Genomic DNA, 25700 nt, shown 5'->3' with positions numbered 1-25700 from the left:
GTCTTGCCGGAGGTGTGACGTAGGCGACAATATAAGTCGCTATACGTCTAACGACGCGCCCCTGGCACCAACGGAGGTGGCCTGTGACGATGATCGGCTCGGCAGTACCACGCAAGGAGGACGCCGCGTTGCTCACCGGGCGCGGCACGTTCGTGGACGACATCCATCGTCCCGGGCTGCTCCACATGGTCTACGTGCACAGCACGGAGGCCCACGCGCTCATCACCGGCGTCGACGCCGAGGAGGCCCGCTCGCTGCCCGGCGTGGTCGGCGTCTGGACCGCGCGGGACTTCGCCGGCCTGCCGCCCCGCCCGTCCGTGCCCGGCCTGGAACGCGGCTACCTGGCCGCCGGCAAGGTGCACTACGTCGGCGAGCCGGTGGCCGTCGTCGTCGCCGCCGACCGGTACGCCGCCGCGGACGCGGCGCGCGCCGTGCGCGTGGCGTACGAGCCGCTGCCGGTGATGGCCACGGTGGCCGACGCGCTCGCGCCGGACGCGGTGCCCATCTTCGCCCCGCTGCCCGGCAACCTCGCCCTGGAACAGCAGGTGACGCCGGACGACGTGACGGCCGATCTGGAGGCCGCCCCGCACCGGCTGCGCGCCCGCCTGGTCAACCAGCGCTGCGCCGGAGCGCCGATGGAGCCGTACGGGGTGCTCGCCGACTGGACCGGGGCCGGGCCGACCGTGTGGGCCACGGTGCAGGCGCCGCACCGGGTCCGGGCGGAGATCGCCGAGCGGTTCGGGCTCGCCAGGCACCTGGTCCGGGTGGTCGCGCCCGACGTCGGCGGCGCCTTCGGGGTGAAGTCGTCGTTCATGCCCGAGCTGTTCCTCGCGCCCGAGCTGTCGCGCCGGCTCGGCCGGCCGGTCAAGTACGTCGAGACCCGCGGCGAGCACATGGTGCACACCTACCACGGCCGCGACCAGCTGCAGGACGTCGAGGTGGGCTTCGACGACGAGGGCCGCATCCTCGCCCTGGACGTGACGCTCACGGTCAACATCGGCGGCGTGCCCGACCCGGTGGGCATCGGTCTCGCCACGCTCACCTCGTACATGCTGGGCGGCTGTTACAAGATCCCGAAGATCGCCGCGCGCTACCGGAGCGTCGTTACCAATACCACGCCTACCGCGTCCTACCGGGGGGCGGGACGGCCCGAGGCGAGCTTCCTGATCGAGCGGGTGGTCGACCTGGTCGCCCGCGAGCTCGGCAGGGACCCCGCCGACGTCCGGAAGGCGAACCTGATCCAGCCGGGCGAGATGCCGTACCAGACCCCGTTCGAGGGGATCGTGTACGACGAGGCCGACTACCCGGCCGCGCTGGACCTGCTGCTGGACCGGCTCGGCTACGCCGGGTTGCGCGAGGAGCAGGCGCGGCGGCTCGCCGACCCGCGCGCGCCGCTGCTCGGTGTCGGGCTGTCCACGTTCGTGGAGATGGGCGGGTTCGGGCCCACGCCGCTGTTCGAGCAGTTCGGCTACCTCGGCGGCTGGGAGTCGGCGAACGTCCGGATGCAGCCGGACGGATCGGTGATCGTCCTGGTCGGCACCGCCCCGCACGGGCAGGGCCACCAGACCGCGCTGGCCCAGATCGCCGCCGACCAGCTGGGCGTGCCCTTCGACGCCATCAGCGTGCTGTACGGGGACACCGCGGTCGTGCAGGAGGGCACCGGCACCATGGGCAGCCGCGGCATGCCGGTCGCGGGCAACGCCGTGCGGATGGCCGCGGTGGAGGTGGCGGACAAGGCCAGGCGCGTCGCGGCCCACATGCTGGAGGCCGACGCGGACGACCTGGTGCGGATCGGCGACGGGTTCCAGGTCAAGGGCGTGCCCGACGCGACGGTGACGCTGGCGGAGGTGGCGGAGCGCGCCTTCAAGCCGCACCTGCTGCCCGAGGGCACCGCGCTCGGCCTAGAGAACACCTCGTACTTCGAGCCGAAGAACCTCAGCTACCCGAGCGGGGCGCACGGGTGCGTGGTGGAGATCGACCGCGACACCGGGCGGGTGTCGATCCTGCGGTATGTCTGCGTGGACGACTGCGGCACCGTCATCAACCCGATGACGGCCCGCGGGCAGATCCACGGCGGGGTCGCCCAGGGTATCGCGCAGGCGCTGTTCGAGAAGGTCGCCTTCGACGCCGGCGGCCGGCCGCTCACCGCGTCCCTGGAGGACTACATGGTGCCGGGCGCGCTGGACCTGCCCCCGTACGAGACCCACCACATCGAGACGAGGTCCAGCTTCAACCCGCTCGGCGCCAAGGGGCTCGGCGAGGCGGGCGCGACGGCGGCGCCGCAGGCCGTGGTGAACGCCGTGGTGGACGCGCTGGCCCATCTCGGCGTGCGCGACGTGGAGATGCCCTGCACGCCGGAACGAGTCTGGAAGGTCATGCACGATGCGAGTTGAGATCACCGTCAACGGGCAGGCGCACAGCCGGGAGATCGAGCCCCGGCTGCTGCTCGTCCACTTCCTGCGCGACACGCTGTCCCTGACGGGCACGCACGTCGGCTGCGACACCTCCAGCTGCGGCGCCTGCACGGTCCTGCTCGACGGCGAGGCCGTGAAGTCCTGCACCGTCCTGGCGGCGCAGGCCGACGGCCTCGCGGTCACCACGGTCGAGGGGCTGGCCGGTGAGGACGGGCTGTCGCCCGTGCAGGAGGGCTTCCGGCAGTGTCACGGGCTGCAGTGCGGGTTCTGCACGCCGGGCATGGTGATGGCGGCCACCGCGCTGCTCGCCGAGAACCCCGACCCGACGGAGCAGGAGATCCGCGGCGGGCTCAAGGGCAACATGTGCCGGTGCACCGGCTACCAGATGATCGTCGAGTCGGTCCAGTGGGCGGCCGCGAACGGAGGCGCGAAGTGATCCCGGCCGGCTTCTCCTACGTGCGCGCCGGCTCCGTCGAGGAGGCGCTCGACGAGCTCTCCCGGCACGGCGACGCCGCCAGGCCGCTGGCGGGCGGTCACTCGCTGCTGCCCGCGATGAAGCTGCGGCGGGCCGAGCCGGGCGTCCTGGTCGACATCGGCCGGCTCCGCGAGCTGTCGTACGTCAGGGCGGACGGCGACCGGATCGCGGTCGGCGCGCTCACCAGCCACCGGACCCTGGAGCGCGACCCGGTGGTGGCCGCGCAGGTGCCGCTGCTGGCCGCCGCCGCGCGCCGGATCGGCGACCCGCAGGTGCGCAACCGGGGCACGATCGGCGGCTCGCTGGCGCACGCCGATCCGGCGGCCGACCTGGCCGGCGCGGTGCTCGCGCTGGACGGGGTGCTGGTGGCGCGCGGCCCTGCGGGCGTGCGGGAGATCCCGGCGCGGGAGTTCTTCACCGGCCGGCGCCGTAACGCGCTGGCGGCGGGCGAGCTGCTCACCGAGATCCGGCTGCCGGCCGCGCCCGGCCGGTCGTACGCGTTCGAGAAGTTCAGCCGCCGCGCCCTGGACTGGGCCGTGGTCGGGGTCGCGGCCCAGGCCCGGCCCGGCGGGGGCGTGGCGATCGCGCTGATCGGCATGGGGCCGACGCCGGTGCGGGCGACGGCGGTGGAGGAGGCCCTGGCGGCGGGCGAACCGGCCGCCGAGGCTGCCCGGCTGGCCGCGTGGGGCTGCGAGCCGCCGGACGACGCGGTGGCGAGCGCGTCCTACCGCGTCCACCTCGCCGAGGTGCTGGTGACCCGCGCCCTGGCCGCGCTGTAGAAGCCCGGGGCCCGGCCGCGACCTCGCGGCCGGGCCCCGCTCGTTCAGGACGTCGGCTTGACCTGCTGGAGGAGCGGGAGCACGCGGTACGGGACGCGACCGCGCAGGGCTACCTCGGTACGGGTCCGGACCACGCCGGGAAGCGCGAGCAGGGCCTGCACGATCTGCTCCAGGTGACCGTTGTCCAGGGCGGCGATCCGGCACAGCAGGTCGCCCTCTCCGGTGGTCGAGTGTGCCTCCAGCACTTCCGGGAGTTGGCCGAGCCGCTCGGTCACGTCGTCCAGCCTGCCCTGCGCGAGGTGCAGGTGCACGAACGCCTGGACCGTGTAGCCGAGGGCGGCCGGCGACACGTGCGCGGCGTAGCCGGTGATCGCCCCGCGCCGCTCCAGCCGCGCGATGCGGGCCTGCACCGTGCCCCTGGCGACGCCGAGCACCCGCGCGTACTCGCGGTAGCCCGCGCGCGGCTCCTCCAGGAGCAGGCGCAGGAGGGCCAGGTCCAGGTCGTCGAGGTCCACGAGACTGTCAGCCCGCCAGCACGGGGGCGATCAGGGCCCGCCAGGGGGCCAGATCGGTGTAGTCGCGGAAGCCGGTGATCAGCTCGCGGGCGGGATCCACCTCCGCGACGCCGTTGCAGGCGACGCTGTACTCCCGGCCGTCGATCCAGAACCGGTCGACCCGTTCGAGCCACGCGCGCTCGTCCGTGTAGCTCGCGGTCACCAGCTCCCACCGCACCCGCTCGGCGCGGCCCAGAATCGGCCGGAGCAACGCCGCTACGCCGGCCCGCCCGGCCACGGGCGCATGCGGGACGTTCGCGTACGTGCCGTCCTCCGCGAAACATCCGGCCGCCGCGTCCGCATCCCTGGCGTGCACCGCCGCCAGAAACCGCTCCGTCACCCGATACCCGGCCGTCACCCGTCCCCACCCACCCTCCCGTGAGCGCCCAACACCCCACAGCCGGTCGTCATCGCGTGGGTGGATGTCATCGGAACAGCACTGGATAGGAGGCGAAGTGGTCGCGGGAGGAGTTGGGGTCGCGCCTGGGCGGATGGTGGGGGTCGGGGCGGGCGCCGGCGGTGAGCAGGGCCGACAGCATGAGGGTGACGGTGCCGAGAACCTGCTCGGCGTCGTCCGCCGCCGGGACACCGCCGGCGAGTTCGGTCCCGATGCACGCGTGGGTGCCGCCGCCGAAGGCGTGGCCCCAGCGGGGGACGCCGGCCGGGACCTCGCGCAGGGGGTCGAACTCGTCCGGGCGCTCGAACACCCGGGGGTCGCGGTTGGCCGCCGCGATGTCCAGCACGACGAACGCGCCCTCGGGGATCTCGGTGCCGCCGCGCAGCACGGCGGGGGCCAGCGCGCGCCGCTGCGCGACAGGGCTGGCCGGGTGCAGCCGCAGGGTCTCGTGCACGCAGCGCTGGAGCAGGGCCGGGTCGTCGAGGGCCTTCTCGGCGGCGGCCGGGTCGCGGCGGACCCAGGCGAAGAACTCGTCGGCCGAGTGCGTGAACGCGTCGGCGGTGCTGTGCGAGCCGGCCTGGAGGTAGAAGGCGCATTCGCGGAGCAGGATCTCCTGGTCGATGCCGAGCTCGTCCCAGTGGCGCAGCAGGCCGGTGAGCACATCGCGGGGCAGGTCCTGCTCACCCAGCTCGCCGGCCGCGTGCCGGGCAAGCAACGCCCTGCGGCGCTCCAGCGACGGCCGCATGAACGTGGCGTCGAACTCGTCCAGCGCCGCCCGCACCTCGGCCCGGACGACGTCCGGGTCCCGGGTGGTGTGCACCAGGGTGGCGCCTTCGGAGAATTTCTTCGCGTACCGGTAGAGCGCGTCCGCCTCGGCCGCGGAGCCGGTGGGCCGGTCGATGCCGGCGACCAGCGCGGTCAAGCTCATGATCGTGCGGTAGCCGAGCTCGACCAGGTCCGCGCGGCCGTCGGCGGCGAACGGCGCCAGCGTGTCGCGTACGACGTCGTGCAGGAACTCGCGCTCCCAGTGCCGGAACGTGCCCCGGCGGAACAGCCGGTTCTCCACCCTGCGCCGCACGCGGTGGTCCTCCCCGTGCAGCACCAGCAGGCAGTCGGCCATGACGACCCCGCCCTCGTCGTAGAGCGCCTGCTTGAGGTCGCGCAGCCGGAAGGCCTCGCGTACGTCGGCGTAGCCGTCAAGAGTGATCGTCGTCATCGCCACGCGCTCCCTGATTGACACGGGGTTAGAACACTAACGACGCTACCAGCGGACACCGCCCTGCGGAAGATGTGACCCTGCGTACCGCCCTGTCATTCGTCGTTAGGGTCTTGACGCCGCTTGGTGCGCCACGAGACCCTCAGCAGGGACCGGCAACCCCCCGATCCGGTCGTGCGCAACGGAGGAGCAAGTCCAGATGACAGCCGTCGCCGAAGAGACAACGATCGTCCTCACCACGTTCGCGGACGCCAAGGACGCCTATCGCAGCAAGGACCTGCGCCAGTCGCTCTACGACGAGGGCGAGGTCGTGATGGCGGACGTGCTGGTGAACCTGCACGGCGACGAGCACCGGTCCCGGCGCCGGGTGGAGAACCGGATGTTCCGCCGCGAGGTGTTCGAACGCTACGAACGCGAGCTGTTCCCGCGGGTGATCGAGCAGACCCTGGCCCCGTACCAGGCGGAGGGCCGGGTCGACCTGGTGCACCTGGGGCACGAGCTGATGCTCAACCTCGCCGCCCTGACCGCGGGCGTCGACCGCCCCGCGGGCACCGCCGAGGAGACCGGCCGGCTCTACGCGTACATGATGAGCTTCATCGAGGGCGCCACGCTCGCGCACTCGACGAAGGACAAGGACGAGCAGCGGCGCGTGATCGCGCGGGCCCTCGAAGACTGGGACGCGGAGTTCCTGGCCCCGTCCATCGCCCGCCGCCGCGACCTGCTGGAGCGGGAGGCGGCCGGCGAGGACGTGGACGTGCCCAGCGACGTGCTGACCACGCTGCTGCGCCACACCGGGGAGCTGCGCCTGCCGCACGAGGTGATCCGCAGGGAGGTCGCGTTCTTCCTGCTGGCCGGCGCGCACACCAGCGCCACCGCGTTCGTCCGCTCGGTCGATCACATCCTGGGCTGGATCGAGGCGCACCCCGAGGACGCCGGGCTCGCCGCCGCCGACCCGCTGTTCGTCCAGCGCTCCGTGCACGAGACCCTACGGCTCAACCCGTCCAGCCCGATCGGCCGGAGGCGTGCGCTGGCTCCGGTCTCGCTGCGTTCCGGCATCGAGATCCCGGAGGGCGCGACCGTGGTGATCGACCTGCAGTCGGTCAACCGCGACCCGGAGGTCTTCGGCGCGGACGCCGCCGCGTTCGACCCGCACCGCACGTTCCCCCCGAACGTGGCCCCGTTCGGGCTGAGCTTCGCCGCGGGGATGCACGTGTGCATCGGCCAGGACCTCGCCGCCGGGGTCGTGCAACGGGCCGGCTCGGATCCGGACGACCACCTTTTCGGCCTGGTCACCGGCGTGGTCCAGCGGATGTTCGCGGCGCGGGTGCGGCTCGACCCGGACAACCCGCCGCAGCGGGACGCCAACACCCAGCGGCCCTACTGGGGCTCCTACCCGGTCCTGTTCGGAGGCGACGAGTGACGTACCGGATCGAGCTCGACCGGGACGTGTGCATCAGCTCCGGCAGGTGCGTCGCGGAGGCGCCGGAGTCGTTCCGCTTCGACGACGACGAGATCGTCGCGCTGGTCCCTGGCGGGCCGCGGCTGACGGACGAGCACATCTTCGACCTCGCCCGCGACTGTCCCTCCGGCGCCATCCGCGTCTTCGACGGGGACGAGGAGATCGATGTCTACTGAGGGCCTGATCCCGTTCGGCACGGTCAGCGCCGTGAACACCTTGGGCGGGCCGCTCGGGCGGTTCGCCGCGCGGCGCGAGCCGTAGTCGTGGAGCTGGGAATCCGGGGCCGGCGCGCGGCCGTGGCGGCGGCGAGCGCGGGGCTCGGTCACGCGAGCGCGGCCGCGCTGGTCGCGGAGGGGGCGCGGGTCACGATCTGCGGCTCCGACGAGGAGCGGGCGCGCGCCGCGGCGGAGCGCCTGGGGCCAGGCGTGCGGTGGCTGCGCGCCGACGTCTCAGGGCCGGACGGCGCCGCGGCGTTCGTGGAGGAGGCCGCGGCGCTGATGGGCGGGCTCGACATCCTGGTGGTGAACGGGCCGGGCCCGCCGCCCGGCACGATCGCGCAGACCCCGCTGGACGCTTACCAACCAGCGCTGGAACGCAGCCTGCTCGCCGTCGTGCGGATGTCGCTGGCCGCGCTGCCGTTCATGCGGGAGGGTGGCTGGGGCCGGATCGTCGCGATCACCTCGCTCGGCGTGCGCCAGCCGTACCCGAACCTCGCGCTGTCCAACACCGCACGCGCGGGCGCCACGGGTTTCCTGCGCACGCTGGCCCGCGAGGTGGCCGCGGACGGGATCACGGTGAACTCCGTGCAACCCGGCCTGCACCGTACGGAACGGGTCACGCAGGTGTACGGCGACAGCCCGCCGGTCGGCGACGTGCCGGCGGGACGGCTGGGCGAGCCGGCCGACCTCGGCGCGGTCGTCGCGTTCCTGTGCTCGGCGCAGGCCGGTTACCTCACCGGCGCGGCGGTGCCCGTGGACGGAGGGGCCTACCAGGCGCTGCTGTGACCGGGTGACCCGTCGAACGTTGTGAGCAAGGCACGCCGCCGCGTCCACTAGCGTAGTTAACCTTATGACGACGCTTGGGACAGGCCGACAAGGGGAGAGAACAGCATGACGAAATGGGCCGTGGTCACCGGGGCGGCGCACGGCATCGGAGCCGTCATCGCCGAGTACGCGGTGAAAGAGGGCTACCGGGTCGCCGCATGGGACGTCGACGGCCCGGCCGTCGAGCAGACGGCCCGCGACATCGGCGACGCGTGCGCGGGCACGGCCGTCGACGTCGCCGACGAGGAATCGGTGCGCGCCGCGGCGGCGCTGCTGCCGGAGCCGCCGCAGCTGGTGGTGAACAACGCCGGCATCGTCCGGTTCGGGCCGCTGCTCGACCTCCCGGTGGCCGAGTGGGAGGCCGCGCTGCGGGTCAACCTGACGGGCACCTTCATCGTCGCCAGGACGCTCGCCAGGGCGATGGCCGACGCCGGCGGAGGCGCGATCGTCAACCTGGCCTCGATCAACGGCATCGCGGCCGCCCCGAACGCGGGCGCCTACTCGGCCAGCAAGGCCGGCGTCGTCCGGCTGACCGAGCACATGGCGATGGAGTGGGCCAGGCACGGCATCCGCGTCAACTGCGTGGCTCCCGGGCTCATCCACGCGGGCATGTCCGACGCCATCTACGCCGACCCCGAGGTCCGGCGCGTCCGCGAGGGCGCGGTGCCCCTGGCCCGGCTCGGCTCGGCCGAGGACATCGCCGCCGCCGTCCTCTTCCTCGGCTCCGAGAAGTCCGCCTACGTCAGCGGCCAGACCCTCGCCGTCGACGGCGGCCTCATCAAGAGCACCCTCGCCTCCCTCCCACGCCCGGCCTCAGTGGACTCCGTCGGCTTCGCCGAGGCCTGACGACTGGGGGCGCGTCACGTCGTACGTGACGCGCCCCCCGCCGTCTTGTGCACGGGCTGTTCGCGCGCCGGCGGGATCGTCTCGCATGTGCGAGCCGTCGCGTGTGCGGGGCGTCTCGCGTGTGCGTGCCGTCTCCCTGTGCGTGCCGTCTCCCGTGTGACGGGCCGTCTCGCGTGCGGCCGGCCGTTTCATACGCGCTGGTCGGTACGGCGGTGAGGGTTGTCTTCACACGTGCGGGTGCGGTTTGGGGTGTGTGGGTCAGCCGTGGGTGGTCCAGTGGATGGCGCGGCGGAGGATTTCGCGGTGTTCGGGGACCTCGTACGACGGCGGGTGGTGGCCGAGGGCGTCGTAGACGATGCGGCCGCCGGCGTGTTCGCGGGCCCACAGCAGGGGGTGGCGGCTGTGGGTGTCCGGGCCGGTGGGCTGGGCGGCGGTCAGGAGCGGGACGGTCCCGGGCGCCCGTTCCAGGTTCCCGTAGACCTCGTCGACGACCGTGAACGGGGCAAGGCCGTCGACCAGTTCGTGCCCGCCCTCCGGCCGCACCTCGACCGCGGGGCCGATGGGCGGGTGGTGCGAGCGGCCCCACACCCAGGCGGCGCCGAGCGCCCGCCCCCACTCCGGCCAGTCGTCGAAGCAGATGCTCGCCGTGTGCATGCCGAGCACGCCGCCGCCCGCTTCGAGGTGGGCCGCCAGCCTGGCCCTGGCGCTCAGGGACGGGCTCGCGCCCTCCGTTCCGGCCAGTTCCCGATAGCGGTCGGGGGTGCCTGGCCCGGTCATCGTCCAGCGCAGCGCGTTCACCACCAGCAGCCCTGCACCGGGCAGGGCCCGCAGGGCGGCGTCGACGTCGGTATGGACCTCCGCCCGGATCCCTTGCCCCGACAGGAGCTCCACCAGGCAGGCGGTGGTGGCGGGGAAGTCGTGAGTGAGCCCTCCGGACAGCACAACGGCACGCATGGGGTGTCCCTTCGCAGTTAGGTGTCAGATCAGCCTGAACGCCCCTGCGGCAGCCGCCGGGGCAGGCTGGTTATCCGCACGAAGGCTTTATCCGTACGAAAGCTCCGTCGCCGCACGGGCGCTCCGTCGCCGCACGAAAGCTCTGTCTCCGCGCGGAAGCTTCGTCGCCACACGAAAGCTCCGTCGCCGTACGAAACGCTGCACGAAGAGGCTGTGGAGGGCATGGGGTCGTCAGGTGGCTGTCCAGGCGCCGTCGACCGGGATCACCGCGCCCGTGAGGTAGGAGGCGCCGCCGGAGAGGAGGAACGCCACGGCCGCCGCGATCTCTTCCGGCTCGCCCACGCGCGCCATCGGGACGCGGTTCATCAGCCACGCCGCCTGCTCGGGTGCGCCGAGCCGGTCCGCTGTCATGGGGGTACGGATGACGCCGGGCGCGATGGCGTTGACCCGGATCCCGGCGGTGGCCAGCTCGGCCGCCGCCGCGCGGACCAGCCCGGCGACCCCGGCCTTGGCGGCCACGTAGTGCGGCTGTCCGGCGACGGCGTGGGTGCCGGTCACCGAGCTGATGGTGACGACGGCGCCGCCGACGCCGGCCGCCAGCCAGCGCCGGGCACAGCCCTGGATGCCCAGGAATGTCCCGGTGACGTGCACGGAGAGCATGCGTTCGAACTCGGCGACGTCGAGCTCGGTGATCGCGCCGCGGCTGCGGTGGCCGGCGCAGTTCACCAGGGCGTCGAGCGGCCAGGCCGCGTCGAGCACGCGCTCCCAGGACTCCCGGTCGGCCACGTCGAGCTCGTGCCGCCCCGGCCCGGGGCGCAGGTCGGCGACCTCGACCTCCCAGCCCTGGACGGCGAGGAGCTGCGCGCACGCGAGGCCGATGCCGGAGGCGCCACCGGTGACGAGGACGCGGCAGAATGCGCTGGCCGAATCTCCCACTTGGCCGAGGGTCCTCGCCGGACTTCCCACGTGGCCAGGCGCCGTCATCGGACCTCCAGCAGACTTCCCTTGGGGCCGGGCAGCGTCATCGGACCTCCCACGCGGCCGAGCACCGTCATCGAACCTCCAGCAGACTTCCCTCACGGCCAGGCGCCGTCATCGGACCTCCCACACGGCCGAACGCCGTCATCGGACCTCCAGCAGGTCAGGGCGGCGCAGGAGTCTGGCGGCGTTGGCGGCCAGGACCGCGGGGTCGAGCCCCGGCCCCTCGTGGGCGCCGGAGTCCCAGCCGGCGAAGTTGGTGCCGAACACCAGCCGCTCGGTCCCCGCGTGCTCGGCGAGCAGGTGAAGCGACAGGTCGTCGTGCACGTGGGTGTCGAACCACAGGCGGCGGTAGTAGTGCTCGAACCCGTTCTCCCGCAGTTTCGCGCCGGCCCACGGGCGCTTCTCCACGGCGCGGGCGAACCGACCGGCGACGAACGCCGCGGCGCCGCCGCCGTGGGAGACGCACACGTCCAGGCCGGGGTGCCGGTCGAGCACGCCGCCGAAGACCAGCGCGGCCACGGCCAGCGTCTCGTCGCGGGCGAATCCGAAGAGCAGGTCGAGGTCGAAGCGGCGCAGCCGGGGGTCCTGCGGCGGCCCGTCCGGGCCGAGCGGCGACGGGTGCACGAACAGCGGCACGTCCAGGTCGGCGAGCGCCTCGTAGAGCGGGTCGAGCCCGGGATCGTCGAGGGTGCGCCCGGCGGGGTCGGTGCCGATGTACACGGCCGCCATCCCCAGCTCGCGCACGGCGCGCCGGGCCTCGGCGATCGACGCGGGGACGTCCTGCACCGGCAGCTGGGCGGCGCCGAGCAGGCGCGCCGGGTGCTTGCCCACCGTCTCGGCCAGCGCGTCGTTGTGGGTGCGCGCGTAGGCCACCGCCGCGCCGGGGTCCAGCCGGTCGAAGTAGGTCAGCGGGTTGGGCGACAGCAGCTGCACGTCGACGCCGGCCTCGTCCATGGCGGCGATGCGGACGTCCACGTCCATGAAGGGGCTTCCGGCGTAGCGCACGCCGTTCAGCACGTACCCGCCGACGCGGTAGAAGGGCGTGCCGTCGGGCGAGACGCCCAGCTCGGGCCCCGCCGCGCCGGCCGCCCCGAGGCTGACCTCCAGTACGGCGTGCGCGTGCACGTCGATCACCGGGGAACGCCGGGAAGGAAGCTCGGGGTGGTCAGACACGGGCCAGCTTCTCCAGTTGATCCTCGGTCAGGGCCAGCCCGCGGGTGAGGGGGCAGGAGGCGAGGAACCTCACCTGGTCGGTGGAGCGCATGCGGCGCTCGGGGATCGGGGTGGTGAGGTCGATCCGGCGCCCGCCCTTGATCACCTCGGCGATCCGGGTGCGGTCCTGGAGGATCGTGACGTCCTTCAGCGGGTCGCCGTCGACGATGAGGACGTCGGCGAGCCGGCCGGTCTCCAGGGTGCCGACCTCGCCTTCCATGCGCAGCGCGAAGGCGCCGTTGCGGGTGGCGGCGACGATCGCCTCCATCGGCGTCATGCCCATGTACTGGACGAACATCTCCAGCTCGCGGGCGTGCCACTCGCCGACGGGGGTGACGGCGAAGCCGGTCTCCGAGCCGGTGAGGAACGGCACGCCGGCGGCGTGCGCCTTGGCCATCTGCGCGGCGGTGACCTCGATCTCGGCGCGGAACACGTCGAGCAGCTCGGGCGCGCTGCCGATCTTCTGGCCGTAGTCGGCGAGGTTGCCGAGGAGCGTGAACGTCGGGCACAGCGCGCTGCCGGACTCGACGACGGCTTCGAGCGCCTCGTCGTCCATGTAGGAGGCGTGGTAGATCAGGTCGACGCCCGCCCTGGCGGCGTCGCGGGTGCTCTCGGAGTTGCGGCAGTGGGCGACGACCTTGGTGTTGAGCTCGTGCGCGGCGTCGCAGACGGTACGGAGCTCGTCGAAGCTCCAGACCTTGACCTCGGGGCCCTTCATGGACGGGATCAGGCCGGTGACCATGATCTTGATCCAGTCGACCCCGTACTTGATCTGGCGTCGTACCTCTTTGACCATCATGTCGCGGTTGTGGACGACGGTCGCGTAGCCGGTGGTGCCCTCGTCGCGGATCATCCGGCCGGCGGTGCCGCCGAGCATGGTCATCAGGGCCTGTCCCCCGGCGCGCATGCGGGGGCCTTCGACGATGCCGGTGTCGATGGCGTCCCGCAGCTCGACGCCGATGGACCACAGGCAGTCGGCGTCGAGCACGCCGGTCACCCCGGCGCGGAGCACCTTGCGGGCGTGGTAGGCCGACAGCATCGAGCTGTAGCCCTGCGTGCGGTGGTTGAGCAGCTCGTCGTTGCCGGTCGGTTCGCCGAAGCTGAGGTGGGTGTGGGCGTCGATCAGGCCGGGCATGACCGTGCGCCCGCTCGCGTCGATCCGCTCGTCCACGCCGCCCGACTCGGCCTGGGCCAGCGCCTCGGCGCCCAGGGCGGCGATCCGGTCGCCGCGCACCAGCACCGCCTCGTCGGCTCGCGGCGCGGCGCCGGTGCCGTCGATGACGGCGCCTCCGGTGATCAAGATGCTGTCGGCCATCGGCTCTCCTCGGACCTCGTTATGCGTCAGAAGGTTAACTACTATGAAGCGTCCTGGCCAGACTGGCCTGGCGGTGATCGGAATTCGTCCCGGAGCCCGAGGTGATGCGACGATGGCAACGTGTCTCAGCAGAGAGTGATCGAAGAGCTCCAGCGCCTCGGCATGTCCGGTTACGAGGCCAAGGCCTACGTCGCGCTCGTGGCGGCCGGCGCCCCGCTCAACGGCTACGAGGTGGCCAAACGATCCGGAGTGCCGCGCAGCACGGTCTACGAGACGCTGGGCAAGCTCGTGGGCCGGGGAGCCGCCTACGAGGTGCGGCTCGGCGACGCGGGCGTGGGCTACATCTCGCTGCCCCCGATGTCGCTGCTCGACCGGATGCGGCGCGAGTTCGACCAGTCGATCAGCACGCTGCGCGAGTCGCTGCCCGAGGTGGCCTCGCCCACCCAGGTCCGGCTGATCCACAATCTGACCGACCGGTCGTCGCTGATCACCCGGGCCGAGGACGTGGTCTCGGCGGCGCGCAGAGACCTGTTCCTGTCCGGCTGGCCGGCGGAGCTGGAGCCGCTCAAGCCGCTGGCCCGCAGGGCCGAGTCCGACGGCGTCGACGTCTCCACGGTCGTCTTCGGCGACGACCCCGACCCGGTGGGCCACACCACCCAGCACCGCTTCTCCAGCCCCAAGGTGGCGCTTGAGAACCTGGGCTGCCGGCTGCTGGTCGTGGTGGCCGACCGCGAGCAGGCGGTCATCGGCGGCGTGATCAACGACGACGCCTGGGGCGTCTACACCGACGACCCGGCGGTGGTCCTGGTCGCGGTCGAGTACGTGCGCCACGACATCGCCATGCACCTCATCGTGGAGAAGTTCGCGGCCGAGGACTTCGAGACCTTCTGGAAGTCCGATCCGGCGCTGCTGCGGCTGCGCGCCGACCACGGCGCCCCCGCCACGCTGCTCAGAAGGGGCGCCGGCGCGCCCCCGCCCGCCCCCGGCCGGCGACGCGGGAACGACACGTCCCGCTGATCCGCTGACGCGGGGGCGTCCGGCGGACGAACCCCCGGATCCGCCGGACGGCCCCGCCCGCCGATCCGGCCGCATCAGGATCGCGACGGCGTCCATCTGACGATGGGCGCCGTTTTCGCGTGCCCGCAGGCCGGGCCGCCTGATCGCGCTCCGGTCGCTCCCGTCTCGCCGCGTCGTTGCCAAATCGGGACTGTCGCGTCTTCCCATTGGACGTTAGCATCCTGACGACTAGCGGCTGGAGGCGTAACCGTGTGGCAACAGATCATCAGCGGCTTGCAGGCGGGGAGCTGGTACTCCCTCATGGCACTGGCCATCGTCCTCGTGCTGAAGGCGACCGACGTACCCAACTTCGCCATGGCTGAGCTGGGATTGTTTCCGGCTTTCTGCACCTGGGCGCTCATCGACGGCGCGCACCTGTCATGGTGGCTCGCGGTACCGATCGGGTTGCTCATCGGCGTCGCGCTGTCCGTAGTGGTGGAACGAACGGCTATCCGTCCGATCCTGGCGGAGAACCATTTCGCCACGGTCCTGATGACGATCGCGGTCTTCGTCGTGATCAACGCGGTCGTCCAGCTCGTATGGGGATCCGAACCCCGCAAGATCGACTCCCCGTTCGCGGGCTCGTTCACCGTGGCCGGGCAGGTCGTGGCGTACGAGCAGCTGCTCAGCATCGCGGCCGGGCTGGCGGTGATGGCCGGGCTCATCCTCTTCTTCCGCACGCCGCTCGGCGTGCGGATGCAGGCGATCGCGGAGGACCGCGTGACGCCGAGGCTGCTCGGCGTCTCGGTCACGACGGTGTTCCGCACCTCGTGGGCCCTGGCGGGGGCGATCGCCACGATCGCGCTGCTGCTGCAGGGGCAGGCTTCGCTGCTCACCGACCAGAACGGCTCCGGGCTGCTCATCAAGGGCTTCGTCGCGGCGACGCTCGGCGGGTTCTCCAGCATCACCGGGGCGTTCGTCGGCGGGCTCGCGCTCGGCGTGGCGGAGAACCTGGCGGGCGCGTACATCTCGACGTCGAGCAAGACCGCGATCGCGCTGCTGGCCATCGTCGTGGTGCTGTCGATCAAGCCGCAGGGGCTGTTCGGCCGTCACCAGGTCCGGGAGGTCTGATGACACCGCTCGCGCTGCTCTCCGGCTCGCCCCGGCGGGTCGCCGGCGTGGCCGGCGCCGTGGCGGCGGCGCTCGTCCTGCTCGCGCTGCCCGGCCTGGTCAACCCGTACCTGCTGTTCCAGGCGTGCCTGGTCCTGGTGACGGCGACGGCCGGGCTGGGGCTGGTCCTGATCATGGGATGGTCGGGGCAGATCGCGCTGTCCCAGGCCGGTTTCCTCGGCGTCGGGGCGTACGCGACCACGTACCTGGTCGCGCAGGGCTGGGCCTGGCCGCTCGCGGCGGTCACCGCGGGCCTGGTCGCCGCGCTGTTCGGGGTGCTGATCGGGCTGCCGGCCACCCGGCTGCGCGGCTTCTACCTGGCGATCGCCACGCTCGCGTTCGCCGAGCTGATGATCCGCGTGTTCGTGGAGGCCACGCCGGTCACCGGCGGCATCGCCGGCACCGCCGTGCAGGCCGTGGTGCTGCCCGGGATCGACGTCGACGGCAGCCGCTGGTACCTGTGCCTCGCCGTGGCGGCCGTCACCACCGCCGTCGTCATGCGCATCGGCCGTGTCGGGCTCGGCAGGCGCCTGCGGGTCGTGCGGGACGCGGAGATCGCCGCGCCGTCGCTGGGGGTGGGCCCGATGCGGACGAAGCTGCTGGCCTTCGCGCTGTCGGCGTTCATCGGGGGCGTCGCCGGGGCGCTGTACGCGCAGTGCCTGTCGTACCTGACGCCGGAGATCTTCGACATGGGGCTGCTCATCGAGTTCCTGGTCGTCGCGTTCCTCGGCGGCGTGGGTTACGTCGCCGGGCCGTTCCTCGGCGCGGTCGTCGTGGTGGTGCTGCGTGACCTGCTGCAGGACCTGGGGAGCTGGCAGCGGCTGGTGTACGGGCTGATCCTCGCGCTGGCGATCGCGTTCCTGCCGCGCGGGCTGGCCTCGCTGCCCGCCCGGCTGCGGGCCAGGCGCCCGGCCCCGCCTGCGCCCGAACCGCCGCCCGTGTCCGGGCAGGCCGACCTGACGGGAGCCGCCCGATGAACGCGCTCGAACTGTCCGGGATCGCCGTGCGCTTCGGCGGCAACGAGGTGCTGAAGGGCGTCGACCTCGCCGTCGGCCCGGGGTTCACCGGGCTGATCGGCCCGAACGGCGCGGGCAAGACGACGGTGTTCAACGTGGTGACCGGCTATGTGCGGCCGGTCGCGGGGTCGGTGCGGATCGCGGGCGAGCCCGTACGCGCCGGACGCCCGGCCGTCGTGGCCCGCAGGGGCGTGCGCCGGACGTTCCAGACTCCCCGGCTGGTGGCCGAGCTGTCGGTCGAGGCGAACGTGCTGGCCGGGCTGGACGCCGGGCTGCCCCCGGGCGGCGGGCTGGCCGACTTCCTCGGGGTCTCGCGCGGGGCGCGCGCCGCCAGGGAGCGGGCGCGCGAGCTGCTCGACGCCTTCGGGCTGGCCGCACGCGCCGGTGAGCCCGCCGGCAACCTGCCGCTGGGCAGCCAGAAGATCGTCGAGGTCGTCCGCGCGCTGGCTCCGCGGCCGCGCATCGTGCTGCTGGACGAGCCCGCCGCCGGACTGTCGGCGGCCGACGTCGACCGAATGGTGGCGCCGCTGGCCGAGATCGGCGAGCGGGACGAGCTGTCGATCCTGATCATCGAGCACGACCTGGAGCTCGTCTCGCGGCTGTGCCCGCGGGTCGCGGCGCTGCACTTCGGGCGCATCCTGGCGGACGGCACTCCGGCCGAGGTCGTCGCCCATCCCGATGTCGTCAAGGCCTACCTGGGAGCCGGCGTTGCTACTGTCGATTCGTGAGCTGACCTCCGGCTACGGCCGGGTCCCGGTGCTGCGCGGGGTCGACCTCGACGTGGCGGAGGGCGAGATCGTCGCGCTGCTCGGGGTCAACGGCGCGGGCAAGACCACGACGCTGCGCGCCGTCTCCGGCGTGCTGCCCACCTGGTCGGGCTCGGTGAGCTTCGACGGCGCCACGCTCGGCGGGCGGCCGCCGGAGGCCAGGGCCAGGCTCGGCCTCGGCCACGTCCCCGAGGGCCGCGGCATCCTCTCGTCCCTCACCGTGCGGCAGAACCTGCGCCTGGGCGCCACCGCCCGCGGGCGCGGCGCCCGGGACGTCGCCCAGGACGAGGAGCGGCTGCTGGAGGTGTTCGACGCGCTCCGCGACAAGCTGGCCGCGCCCGCCGGTTCGCTGTCCGGCGGCCAGCAGCAGATGCTGGCCGTCGCCAGGGCGCTGCTCGGCCGGCCGCGCCTGGTGATGGTGGACGAGATGTCCTTCGGCCTCGCGCCGATCCTGGTCACCCAGCTGCTCGGGCTGGTCGCCCGGTTGCGGGCGGAGTCGGGCACCGCGTTCCTGCTCGTCGAGCAGAACTCGGCCGTGCTCGACATCGCGGACCGCGCGTACGTGCTCGCCGGCGGAGCCGTGCACACCTCGGGCCCCGCCCACGAGCTCGCGGACTCGGAGAACCTCGTCCGCGCCTACCTCGGCTGAACCACTAGCACCATTCTGACTGGAGGGTCCCATGAGGCCACGACGGTTCCCGCTCACCGCCCTGCCCGTCCTGCTGACCGCGCTCGCCGTCGCGGGCTGCTCGTCCCAGGCGGCCGCGCCGTCGGACGCGGGAGGGACGGTCCAGGGTGTCACGGACGACACCATCACCATCGGCACCACCCTGCCGCTCTCCGGCGGCGCCGCCACCTCGGGGAAGGGCTTCGAAGCCGGGCTGAACGCGGCGGTCAAGGAGATCAACGACAAGGGCGGCGTCCTGGGGCGTCAGGTGAAGCTCGTCGTGCTCGACGACGGGTTCGAGGCGGCGCGCAGCGTCGCCAACATCCGCCGCCTGGGCGACCAGGAGAAGGTGTACGCGGTCGTCTCCCCCGCCGGGTCGGCCAACATCCCGGGCAGCTATCCCTACCTGGCGCAGAAGGGGATGCCGCTGTTCGCGCCGGTGCTGCCGCCCGACCCGGAGCAGGACTCGGTGTTCCTGCTCGGCACCAGCCAGCGTGACCAGGCCAGGGTGATCGTGGACTTCCTGGCGGGCAAGGACGTCAAGAAGGTCGCCGTCATCGGGCAGGACAACGAGCTCGGACACGCGATCCGGGACGGGGTCAAGGAGGAGGCCGCGGCCATTGGGGTCGAGGTCGTCGCGAACGAGACGACCGAGCCCAACTCGACCGAGGTGAGCTCCGCCGTACTGAAGGTGCGGGAGGCGAAGCCGGACGCCATCGTGCTCGGGACGGACAACACGCAGTCGGCGCTGATCATGAAGGCGGTCGGCGAGCTGGGCTGGAAGCCCACGATCATGGGCACCTCCTCGACCGTGACCACGGGCAGCGCGGGCACGGTGGGACCGGCGGGGCCCGCGGCGAAGGGCATCTACGGCACGTTCATCTCCGAGCTGCCGACGTCGGACGCCCCGGAGGCCGCGGCGTGGCGGACCGCCCAGCAGGCCGTCGCCCCGGACCAGGCCGGCAGCGCCTACGCCCTGCAGGCGTACGCCAACACGAAGATCTTCTTCGAGATCGTGAACCGGATGGGCGACGACCTGAGCTGGGCGAGCTTCCAGAAGACCGCCGAGTCGCTCAAGGAGCACGCGTCCGGCATCTACCCGCCGATCACCTTCGGCCCGGCCGCCGGCGGCGGGCACGTCGGGACGACCGGCGCGAAGGTCGCGGAGTGGGACGGCTCCGCGTGGAAGCTCGTCAGCGAGGACTGGCTGGAGCCCGGCAAGTCCGCGTCCTGACACGACCCGAAGGGCGCGTGGTGTCCCACCACGCGCCCTTCGCCGGTATAGGCCAGGACCGCGCCGCGCACAGGCCCGTCCGTGTCGTCAGGCGTTGGTGACGCCGAGGCCGAGGCCGCCGTCGATGGTGAGCACGCCGCCGGTCGCCCACTCGGCCGTGATCAGGTACTCGACGGCCTCGGCGACCTCGGCCGCGGTGCCCGCCCGGCCGAGCGCGTGGGCGGGGCCGAGCGAGCGCATACGCTCGGCGGCGGTGGCGTCGTCCATGAGCCCGGCCCGCTGGTTGATCTCGGTCAGCACGCCGCCGGGCCGCACGCAGCCGACCCGCACGCCCTGAGGCCCCAGCTCCGCGGCCAGCACCCCGGTCAGCGTCTCCAGCGCGCCCTTCGTGGCGGCGTACGGGGACGCGCCGGGAAAGGCGCGCTGGGTGTGCACGGAACCGAAGAAGACCACGGCGCCGGAGCGCTCCCGCAGGTGCGGCAGGGCGAGCGCGGTCAGCATCATGGGGCCGATCGTGTTGGAGGCGAACACGTCGTGCAGCGCCTGCTCGTCGAGGTCTTCGAGCGCGCCTCGGTACATGTTGCCCGCGGCGTGCACCACGGCTTCCAGCCCGCCGCCGTGCTCGACCGCCCGTGCGACCATGCGCTCGCGGTCGGCGGCCACGGTGACGTCGGCGACGACGCCGCACGCGCCGGAGCCCGCCTGCCTGGCGACCGCCTCGACCCTGTCCGCGCGCCGGCCCGCGAGTGTCACCTTGGCACCGGCCTTGACCAGCCGGTGGACCACCGCCTCGCCGATCCCAGAACCGCCCCCGGTGACGAGCACCGGCATCCCTTCGAGCGAACGCCCCACGGAAGCCTCCCGACCTCACTGTCTTTGGACGGGATGCTAACGACGACTACACCGCTCCAGGAAGCCGTATCCGCTGACTTTTTAGCCGTTAACGGGTTAGCGACTAGCCAAGTGTCCAGTGGGCCCGCCGGCCGACCGGCCTCTTCTGTGCCAGTGGCCCAGACCCTCTTGAGCCCGCCGCGCCCGCCTGGCTGAATCTCGCCCAGCCACCCATGGAAGGGGGACGGACCGGATGCGGCTGGAAGATCGCTACGAGGCGACCACTGGACGGGTCCAGCTGACCGGCGTGCAGGCGCTGGCCCGGCTGCCCATCGACCAGCACCGCCGGGACCTGGCTCGCGGCCGCCGGGTCGCCACCTTCGTCTCCGGCTACGAGGGCTCGCCGCTCGGCGGCTACGACCTGGAGCTGCACCGCCAGCGCCGCCTCCTCGACGCCAACGACGTCGTCTTCCGGCCAGGGTTGAACGAGGAGAGCGCGGCGACCGCGGTGCAGGGCAGCCAGCTGGCCAACACCCTCGACGGCGCCCGTTACGACGGCGTGCTCGGCATCTGGTACGGCAAGGCCCCCGGGCTGGACCGGGCCACGGACGCCCTGCGGCACGGGAACCAGGGCGCCCACCCGGACGGCGGCGCGATCGTGCTGGTGGGCGACGACCCGGCCGCCAAGTCCTCCAGCGTCCCCTGCTCGTCGGAAGCGGCGCTGGCCGATCTGGCCATGCCGTTCCTGTATCCGGCCGACTCCCAGGACGTGCTGGACCTGGGAGCGCACGCCGTGGAGCTGTCCCGGGCCACCGGGCTGTGGGTGGGACTGAAGATCGTCACCGCCGTGGCCGACGGCTCCTCGACGGTCTTCCTCGACGACGAGCGGCCCGAGCCGGTGCTCCCGCCGGGCGCCGGGCGCCACCGGCCCACCGCGCGGCTGCTGCAGCCCACGCTGGGGCCGCTCGAACGCGACCTGGTGACCAACCGGCTGCGGCTGGCCGTCGAGTACTCCCGGCTCAACCGCCTGAACCGCGTCGTGGGGGCGGCGCCGGGCGACCGGGTCGGCGTGATCGCCGCGGGCCGCACCTTCCTGGACGTGGTCGAGTCGCTGCGCCGGCTCGGCGTCGACGAGCCGGACCTGCGCGCGAGCGGGCTCCGGCTGCTCCGGGTGGGCATGCCGTTCCCGCTGGAGCCGGAGACCGTCAGGGAGTTCGCGGACGGCCTGGCCGAGATCGTGGTCGTCGAGGAGAAGCGGTCCTTCCTGGAGACGGCCGTCCGCGACATCCTCTACGGCGGCCCGGCCGTCCCGCTGGTCACCGGGAAGCGTGACCAGGACGGCGACGAGCTGGTTCCCGCGTACGGGGAGCTGGACGTGGACGCGATCGTCCCCCGGCTGCGCCGGCGGCTGCTCGCCAACGGCATCCCGGTGACGCCGGGACCGCGCCCCGACCCGCGCCGTCCGCTGCCGCTCCTGCGGCGCGCGCCGTACTTCTGCTCGGGCTGCCCGCACAACACCTCCACCAAGACGCTCGAAGGCAGCCTGGTCGGCGGCGGCATCGGGTGTCACGCCATGGTGGTGCTCATGGACGAGGCCCAGGTCGGCTCCGTCACCGGGCTCTCCCAGATGGGCGGGGAGGGCCTGCAATGGGTGGGGATGGCGCCCTTCGTCGAACGTGACCACTACGTACAGAACCTGGGGGACGGCACCTTCGACCACTCCGGCTCCCTGGCGATCCGGGCGGCGGTGGCGGCGGGCGTCGACATCACCTACAAGCTGCTCTACAACTCCGCCGTGGCCATGACCGGGGGGCAGCGGACGGTCGGCGGGATGGACGCGGCCCGGATCGTCGGCGTGCTGCTGGCCGAGGGCGTCTCGAAGATCATCGTCACCACCGAGGACCGCCGCAGGTACCGCCGGATCCGGCTGCCGCGCGGCGTCGAGGTCTGGGACCGGTCGCGCGTCGAGGAGGCGCAGCGGGTCCTGGCCGGCACCCCGGGCGTCACCGTGCTCCTGCACGACCAGGAGTGCGCGACCGAGACCCGCCGCAAGCGCAAGCGGGGCCTGCTCCCGCGACCGGCGACGCGGGTCTTCATCAACGAGCGGGTCTGCGAGGGCTGCGGCGACTGCGGCCGCAAGTCCAACTGCCTGTCGGTGCAGCCGGTCCCGACGGAGTACGGCCGCAAGACGCGCATCCACCAGGCCTCGTGCAATCTCGACACCCGTTGCCTGGACGGCGACTGCCCCGCCTTCATGACGGTCTCCGCCGCCCCGGTGACCCGCGAGGGCGGCGCGGTCGAGGCGGACCTGCCGGAGCCGGAGTCCGTGGTGGGCGGTGACGCCTTCGGCGTCCGGGTGCTCGGCATCGGCGGGACCGGCGTCGTCACCGTCTCCCAGATCCTCGCCACCGCCGGGCTGATCGCCGGATGGAACGCGCGGTCGCTCGACCAGACGGGGCTCGCGCAGAAGGGCGGGGCGGTGGTGTCGGACGTGAAGTTCTCCCGCGACCGCAGGCTGACCTCCAACCGGCTCGCCGAGGGCGAGTGCGATCTCTACCTCGGTTGCGACCTCCTGGTCGCCGCCGACCCCGGGAACCTGACGGTCGCCTCGCCCGAGCGGACCGTCGCGGTGCTGTCCACCTCCGAGGTGCCCACCGGCCGGATGGTCGCCGACCCGGCGGTGGGTTTTCCCGAGCCGGACGAGGTGACCGGCCCGATACTCGACCGGGTCCGTCCGGGCCTGGCCCGGCTGCTCGACGCCCGCGCGCTGGCCTCCGACCTGTTCGGGGACGACCAGACGGCCAACATGCTGCTGGTGGGCGTCGCCTTCCAGCAGGGCGCGATCCCGCTGCCGGCCGAGGCGATCGAGGAGGCCGTCCGGCTCAACGGCGTCGCGGTGGAGGTCAACCTGCGGGCGTTCCGGCACGGCCGCAGGTTCGTCAGCGACCCCGCCGTGCGGGACGCGCCCGGGCCCGCTCCGCAGGAGGACGTGACGGGGATCGTGCAGGCGCCTCCGGGGTCGGAACTGGCCCGGCTGGTGGGGCTCCGGTCCCAGGAGCTGCTGGCCTATCAGGACCTCGGCTACGCCCGCCGCTACACGCGCCTGGTGGAACGGGTGCGCGCCCTGGAGGCGTCGCGGGTGCCCGGCTCGGCCGCCTTCGCCGAGTCGGTCGCGCGCCACCTGTTCAAGCTGATGGCCTACAAGGACGAGTACGAGGTCGCCCGCCTCAGCCTCGGCGACGACGTCCGGTCGGCGCTGGCGGAGCGGTTCGGACCCGGCGCCAAGGCGTCGTGGAAGCTCCACCCTCCGCTGCTGCGGGCGATGGGCGTGCGGCGGAAGCTCACGCTGGGCCCGTGGTTCCGGCCGGCGCTGGTGGCCCTGCGCGGCCTGCGCCGCCTGCGCGGGACCGCCTTCGACCCGTTCGGCCGTACGAGGGTGCGCCGGGTCGAGCGTGAGCTGGTGCGGGAGTACGCCGGCCTGGTGGAGCGCCTCGCCGGCCGCCTCTCCCCGGACAACCTCGCGCTCGCGGTCCAGCTGGCGGAGCTGCCTGACCTGGTGCGCGGGTACGAGGACGTGAAGCTGCGCAACGTCGAGAGATACCACGAGGAGCTGGCGAGACTGCTCGCCCGGTTCGAGAACGGAGTTCAGGAGCTGTGATCACGCAGGTTCGGCAGCTCGATCGGGTGATCATCCGGTTCGCCGGTGACTCCGGTGACGGCATGCAACTCACCGGTGACCGGTTCACCGCGGGCACCGCCGAGTTCGGCAACGACCTGTCCACGCTGCCCAACTTCCCCGCCGAGATCCGCGCCCCGGCCGGCACCCTGCCCGGCGTGTCCAGCTTCCAGCTGCACTTCGCCGACCACGACATCCTCACCCCCGGCGACGCCCCCAACGTGCTGGTGGCGATGAACCCCGCCGCGCTCAAGGCCAACCTTTCGGATCTGCCGCGCGGCGCCGACATCATCGCCAACACCGACGAGTTCACCAAACGCAACCTGGCCAAGGTCGGCTATCCGGCCAGCCCGCTGGAGGACGGGTCGCTGGCCGAGTGGCGGGTGCACGCCGTGCCTTTGACGTCGTTGACGGTCAAGGCGCTGGAAGACTTCGACATCAGCAAGAAGGACGCCGAACGCGCCAAGAACATGTTCGCGCTCGGGCTGCTGTCCTGGCTCTACCACCGCCCGACCGAGCAGACGATCAGCTTCCTGGAGACCAAGTTCGCGCGGAAGCCGGAGATCGCCAAGGCCAACATCGCCGCCTTCCAGGCTGGCTGGAACTTCGGTGAGACCACCGAGTCGTTCTCGGTCTCTTATGAGGTGAAGCCGGCCCGGCTGGCGCCGGGCGTGTACCGCAACATCTCCGGCAACCAAGCTTTGGCCTACGGATTGATCGCCGCCGCCGTCCAGGCCCGGCTGCCCCTGTTCCTGGGGTCGTATCCGATCACTCCGGCCTCGGACATCCTGCACGAGCTGTCGAAGCACAAGCAGTTCGGCATCCGCACCTTCCAGGCCGAGGACGAGATCGCCGGTGTCGGTGCGGCGCTGGGGGCGGCGTTCGGCGGCGCGCTCGGGGTGACCACGACGTCCGGGCCGGGCGTGGCGTTGAAGGCCGAGACGGTCGGGCTGGCCGTCACCACGGAGTTGCCGTTGATCGTGGTGGATGTGCAGCGGGCGGGTCCGTCGACGGGGATGCCGACCAAGACCGAGCAGACCGACCTGCTGATGGCGTTGTTCGGCCGCAACGGCGAGTCGCCGGTGCCGGTGATCGCGCCGATGTCGCCTTCGGATTGTTTCGACGCGGCGGTGGAAGCCGCCCGCATCGCGGTGGCCTATCGGACGCCGGTGATGTTGTTGTCGGATGGGTATCTGGCCAACGGTTCGGAGCCGTGGCGGCTGCCGGAGGTTGCCGCGCTGCCGGACATCAGCGTGCCGTTCACCACCGAGCCGAACGGCGAGGACGGCGTGTTCTTGCCGTTCCAGCGGGATCCGGAGACTCTGGCCCGGCCGTGGGCGATCCCGGGCACGCCGGGGTTGGAGCACCGTATCGGTGGTATCGAGAAGGCGGATGGCACCGGGAACATCTCCTACGATCCGGACAATCATGACCGGATGGTGCGGTTGCGCGCGGCCAAGGTGGCCGGCATCGACGTGCCGGATCTCCAGGTCGACGACCCCCACGACCCCGATGTCCCAGGCGGTCCTGGCGGTCCTGGCGGGCCCGGCGGTCCTGGCGGGCCCGGCGAGTCCCGCGCTCACGCCGGGTCTGGCGGGAGGTCTGGTGGTGCGCGGGTGCTGGTGCTCGGGTGGGGTTCCACCTACGGCGCGATCGCCGCTGGGGTGCGGCGGGTGCGGGCGGCGGGCGGGAAGGTGG

At 72.7% G+C, this 25700-nt stretch carries 23 protein-coding genes; 15 read left to right on the top strand and 8 right to left on the bottom strand.

Going from position 1 to position 25700, the window contains the following annotated elements; translation table 11 throughout:
• Positions 1-89 precede the first annotated feature (89 nt).
• Genes ACZ6YG_RS40210 through ACZ6YG_RS40200 form a run of 3 tightly spaced genes read left to right on the top strand, consistent with a single transcriptional unit; the run spans position 90 to position 3668 of the window.
• Positions 90-2393, top strand: a complete 2304-nt coding sequence (locus ACZ6YG_RS40210) for a xanthine dehydrogenase family protein molybdopterin-binding subunit (protein ID WP_466020852.1) — start codon at positions 90-92, stop codon at positions 2391-2393.
• Entirely contained in the window at positions 2383-2850 is a 468-nt protein-coding gene (locus ACZ6YG_RS40205; RefSeq protein WP_148031137.1) for a (2Fe-2S)-binding protein, read from the top strand. The genes ACZ6YG_RS40210 and ACZ6YG_RS40205 overlap by 11 nt, the downstream gene beginning before the upstream one ends.
• The gene (locus ACZ6YG_RS40200) at positions 2847-3668 is read left to right on the top strand and encodes an FAD binding domain-containing protein (protein ID WP_466020851.1); all 822 of its coding nucleotides are present in this window, start codon (positions 2847-2849) and stop codon (positions 3666-3668) included. Before ACZ6YG_RS40205 ends, ACZ6YG_RS40200 begins: the two co-directional genes overlap by 4 nt.
• Before the next feature lie 44 nt (positions 3669-3712).
• Here the strand turns inward: ACZ6YG_RS40200 and ACZ6YG_RS40195 are convergent, their stop codons facing one another.
• The 3 genes from ACZ6YG_RS40195 to ACZ6YG_RS40185 form a co-directional block, all read right to left on the bottom strand.
• The gene (locus ACZ6YG_RS40195) at positions 3713-4183 is read right to left on the bottom strand and encodes an Lrp/AsnC family transcriptional regulator (RefSeq protein WP_345483103.1); all 471 of its coding nucleotides are present in this window, start codon (positions 4181-4183) and stop codon (positions 3713-3715) included.
• 7 nt (positions 4184-4190) lie between these two features.
• Positions 4191-4580 carry a nuclear transport factor 2 family protein gene (locus tag ACZ6YG_RS40190; protein WP_148031134.1) on the bottom strand — a complete coding sequence of 130 codons (390 nt, stop codon included), beginning with the start codon at positions 4578-4580 and terminating at the stop codon, positions 4191-4193.
• A gap of 67 nt (positions 4581-4647) precedes the next feature.
• Positions 4648-5835, bottom strand: a complete 1188-nt coding sequence (locus tag ACZ6YG_RS40185) for a cytochrome P450 (RefSeq protein WP_219549588.1) — start codon at positions 5833-5835, stop codon at positions 4648-4650.
• Between the two features lie 199 nt (positions 5836-6034).
• Between ACZ6YG_RS40185 and ACZ6YG_RS40180 the strand changes: the two genes are divergently transcribed.
• From ACZ6YG_RS40180 to ACZ6YG_RS40165, 4 genes are all read left to right on the top strand, one after another.
• Positions 6035-7255, top strand: coding sequence for a cytochrome P450 (locus tag ACZ6YG_RS40180; protein WP_466020850.1), 1221 nt, complete (start codon positions 6035-6037; stop codon positions 7253-7255).
• Complete coding sequence (locus tag ACZ6YG_RS40175) at positions 7252-7470, top strand: ferredoxin (RefSeq protein WP_148031131.1); 219 nt, start codon at positions 7252-7254, stop codon at positions 7468-7470. Before ACZ6YG_RS40180 ends, ACZ6YG_RS40175 begins: the two co-directional genes overlap by 4 nt.
• Positions 7471-7557: 87 nt before the next feature.
• Positions 7558-8298 carry an SDR family oxidoreductase gene (locus ACZ6YG_RS40170; protein WP_466020849.1) on the top strand — a complete coding sequence of 247 codons (741 nt, stop codon included), beginning with the start codon at positions 7558-7560 and terminating at the stop codon, positions 8296-8298.
• 105 nt (positions 8299-8403) lie between these two features.
• Positions 8404-9183 (top strand): SDR family NAD(P)-dependent oxidoreductase, encoded by a 780-nt coding sequence (locus tag ACZ6YG_RS40165; protein WP_345483102.1) that lies wholly within the window; start codon positions 8404-8406, stop codon positions 9181-9183.
• A gap of 258 nt (positions 9184-9441) precedes the next feature.
• Here ACZ6YG_RS40165 and ACZ6YG_RS40160 read toward each other — a convergent pair whose 3' ends face one another.
• From ACZ6YG_RS40160 to ACZ6YG_RS40145, 4 genes are all read right to left on the bottom strand, one after another.
• Positions 9442-10137, bottom strand: coding sequence for a ThuA domain-containing protein (locus ACZ6YG_RS40160; protein ID WP_466020848.1), 696 nt, complete (start codon positions 10135-10137; stop codon positions 9442-9444).
• 231 nt (positions 10138-10368) lie between these two features.
• Positions 10369-11073: an SDR family NAD(P)-dependent oxidoreductase gene (locus ACZ6YG_RS40155; RefSeq protein ID WP_466020847.1), complete on the bottom strand. Its 705-nt coding sequence runs from the start codon at positions 11071-11073 to the stop codon at positions 10369-10371.
• A gap of 186 nt (positions 11074-11259) precedes the next feature.
• Positions 11260-12291, bottom strand: coding sequence for an amidohydrolase family protein (locus ACZ6YG_RS40150; protein WP_271280112.1), 1032 nt, complete (start codon positions 12289-12291; stop codon positions 11260-11262).
• Entirely contained in the window at positions 12284-13645 is a 1362-nt protein-coding gene (locus tag ACZ6YG_RS40145) for a metal-dependent hydrolase family protein (RefSeq protein ID WP_397199294.1), read from the bottom strand. Before ACZ6YG_RS40145 ends, ACZ6YG_RS40150 begins: the two co-directional genes overlap by 8 nt.
• A 120-nt stretch (positions 13646-13765) precedes the next feature.
• Between ACZ6YG_RS40145 and ACZ6YG_RS40140 the strand changes: the two genes are divergently transcribed.
• The 6 genes from ACZ6YG_RS40140 (at position 13766) to ACZ6YG_RS40115 (ending at position 19495) form a co-directional block, all read left to right on the top strand.
• Positions 13766-14662: a TrmB family transcriptional regulator gene (locus ACZ6YG_RS40140; protein ID WP_261808494.1), complete on the top strand. Its 897-nt coding sequence runs from the start codon at positions 13766-13768 to the stop codon at positions 14660-14662.
• A 249-nt stretch (positions 14663-14911) separates the two neighbouring features.
• Positions 14912-15772, top strand: a complete 861-nt coding sequence (locus tag ACZ6YG_RS40135) for a branched-chain amino acid ABC transporter permease (protein ID WP_148031125.1) — start codon at positions 14912-14914, stop codon at positions 15770-15772.
• Positions 15772-16788: a branched-chain amino acid ABC transporter permease gene (locus ACZ6YG_RS40130; RefSeq protein WP_466020846.1), complete on the top strand. Its 1017-nt coding sequence runs from the start codon at positions 15772-15774 to the stop codon at positions 16786-16788. Before ACZ6YG_RS40135 ends, ACZ6YG_RS40130 begins: the two co-directional genes overlap by 1 nt.
• The gene (locus ACZ6YG_RS40125) at positions 16785-17555 is read left to right on the top strand and encodes an ABC transporter ATP-binding protein (RefSeq protein ID WP_148031123.1); all 771 of its coding nucleotides are present in this window, start codon (positions 16785-16787) and stop codon (positions 17553-17555) included. The genes ACZ6YG_RS40130 and ACZ6YG_RS40125 overlap by 4 nt, the downstream gene beginning before the upstream one ends.
• Entirely contained in the window at positions 17536-18243 is a 708-nt protein-coding gene (locus tag ACZ6YG_RS40120) for an ABC transporter ATP-binding protein (protein ID WP_219549569.1), read from the top strand. Before ACZ6YG_RS40125 ends, ACZ6YG_RS40120 begins: the two co-directional genes overlap by 20 nt.
• Before the next feature lie 31 nt (positions 18244-18274).
• A complete protein-coding gene (locus tag ACZ6YG_RS40115) occupies positions 18275-19495 on the top strand; it encodes an ABC transporter substrate-binding protein (RefSeq protein ID WP_466020845.1) in 1221 nt (406 codons plus the stop codon).
• 87 nt (positions 19496-19582) lie between these two features.
• Here ACZ6YG_RS40115 and ACZ6YG_RS40110 read toward each other — a convergent pair whose 3' ends face one another.
• Positions 19583-20347: an SDR family NAD(P)-dependent oxidoreductase gene (locus tag ACZ6YG_RS40110; RefSeq protein ID WP_261808493.1), complete on the bottom strand. Its 765-nt coding sequence runs from the start codon at positions 20345-20347 to the stop codon at positions 19583-19585.
• 232 nt (positions 20348-20579) lie between these two features.
• Here ACZ6YG_RS40110 and ACZ6YG_RS40105 point away from each other — a divergent pair, with 232 nt between their 5' ends.
• Together ACZ6YG_RS40105 and ACZ6YG_RS40100 are read left to right on the top strand one after the other, a co-directional pair.
• Positions 20580-23984: an indolepyruvate ferredoxin oxidoreductase family protein gene (locus ACZ6YG_RS40105; protein WP_466020844.1), complete on the top strand. Its 3405-nt coding sequence runs from the start codon at positions 20580-20582 to the stop codon at positions 23982-23984.
• On the top strand, positions 23981-25700 hold a 1720-nt coding region (locus tag ACZ6YG_RS40100; protein WP_466020843.1), incomplete at its 3' end, for a 2-oxoacid:acceptor oxidoreductase subunit alpha. The genes ACZ6YG_RS40105 and ACZ6YG_RS40100, both read left to right, overlap by 4 nt.

It is taken from the genome of Nonomuraea sp. NPDC054003 (assembly GCF_055585125.1).
This window is presented reverse-complemented; position numbering and strand designations above follow the sequence as displayed.